The 1,604-nt window shown below is 59.7% G+C and carries 2 protein-coding genes and 1 pseudogene; 2 read left to right on the top strand and 1 reads right to left on the bottom strand.

Features of this window, described 5'->3' with window-relative positions:
* Window positions 1–66: 66 nt before the first annotated feature.
* A complete protein-coding gene (gene serB, locus FEM54_RS32235; protein WP_138454245.1) occupies window positions 67–1,281 on the bottom strand; it encodes a phosphoserine phosphatase SerB in 1,215 nt (404 codons plus the stop codon).
* A 133-nt stretch (window positions 1,282–1,414) separates the two neighbouring features.
* On the opposite strand from serB, the pseudogene FEM54_RS34875 reads away from it, so the two are divergent.
* Together FEM54_RS34875 and FEM54_RS34955 are read left to right on the top strand one after the other, a co-directional pair.
* Window positions 1,415–1,519: pseudogene (locus tag FEM54_RS34875) on the top strand (hypothetical protein); the annotation flags it as partial.
* Window positions 1,485–1,604, top strand: a 120-nt coding sequence (locus tag FEM54_RS34955; protein WP_138454244.1) for an ACT domain-containing protein, incomplete at its 3' end; no start/stop codon positions are given. The pseudogene FEM54_RS34875 and the gene FEM54_RS34955, both read left to right, overlap by 35 nt.

Below are 1,604 nucleotides of genomic sequence, written 5' to 3'. Positions count from 1 at the left end.
CTGATACGCCGCTATCGCGGGCAAGCCCGGCTCCCACAGTTACTGCAATCTTGCAGTTAGATCGGGTTACAACTGCCCGTCGCGATCGCGAAAGCCCAGCAGATACAACACACCATCCAGCCCCAGCGTCGAAATCGCCTGCTTGGCCGATTGCTTGACGAGCGGCTTGGCACGGAACGCCACACCCAACCCGGCAATCGCCAGCATCGGCAAGTCATTGGCGCCGTCGCCGACCGCAATGGTCTGCTCCAGACGCAAACCTTCCTTGAGGGCCAATTCCTTCAGCAAGTCCGCCTTGCGCTGTGCGTCGACAATCGGCTCGACCGCCACGCCGGTCACTTTGCCATCCACCACTTCCAGCTCGTTGGCAAATACATAGTCAATGCCCAGCTTGGCCTGCAATTGCTTGGCGAAGTAGGTGAAACCGCCCGAGAGAATTGCAGTCTTGTAGCCCAGGCGCTTGAGTTCGGCAAACAAGGTTTCGGCGCCTTCGGTCAGGCGCAGCGAAGCACCGATCGAATCCAGCACGCTTACGTCCAAGCCCTTGAGCAGTGCCAGGCGCTCCTTGAAGCTGGCGCGAAAATCCAGCTCACCGGCCATGGCGCGCTCGGTGATTTCGGACACCTGCTCGCCCACACCGGCGGCCTTGGCCAGCTCGTCGATGACTTCGGCTTCGATCAGCGTGGAATCCATATCGAACACCGCCAGGCGGCGGTTACGGCGGAACAGCGAATCTTCCTGGAAGGCGATGTCGACATTCAGTTCCTGGGCCACGCTGAGGAATTCGGCGCGCAAGGCTTGCGGGTCGGCCGGCTCGCCGCGCACGGAGAACTCGATGCAGCCCTTGCCTTTGTCGGCCGGCGTGTCCAATGGCATACGACCCGACAGACGGTCGATGTGGTCGATATTCAAACCATATTGAGCGGTGATCGAGCTGACCCGCTGCAATTGTTCGGCGGTTACTTTGCGGGTCAGCAGGGTCACGATGTGGCGCTTTTTACCCTGGCCTTCGACCCAATGCTGGTAATCGGCTTCGGAAACCGGGGTGAAACGCACCTGCTGATCAAGCTTATACGCCGTAAACAGGATGTCTTTGAGCACCGACGAGGCCTGCTCGGTGCTGGGGATTTCCACCAGGATGCCGAACGACAGCGTGTCGTGGATCACCGCTTGGCCGATGTCGAGAATGTTCACACCACCCTGGGCCAGAACACCGGTAATGGCTGCGGTGAGACCCGGGCGGTCTTCGCCGGTGATGTTTATCAGGACAATTTCGCGCAAAGCGCACCCCCAGGCTGGAAAAAAACCGCATTCTACCCACTTTCAGTGACCATCGGGCACAGCGAGCGCTTTGCCGGTTCTAGGCCTGTCGCTATACTGCGCGTCAACTTCACGGACCAAGAGCCGAGCGCAAGTGAACCGGCCCACGCCAGTAAAAACCGATAACTTCTTCCTGCTGATCTTCCGGGCACTGCGCCACCGCCGTGTACCGATCGCATTACGCATCGCCAGCCATAACCGGTGTTCTGGCCCAGGGTGGTGTGAACATTCTCGACATCGGCCAAGCGGTGATCCACGACACGCTGTCGTTCGGCATCCTGGTG

The sequence above is a fragment of the Pseudomonas edaphica genome (genome assembly GCF_005863185.1).
GTDB lineage: Bacteria > Pseudomonadota > Gammaproteobacteria > Pseudomonadales > Pseudomonadaceae > Aquipseudomonas > Aquipseudomonas edaphica.
This window is presented reverse-complemented; position numbering and strand designations above follow the sequence as displayed.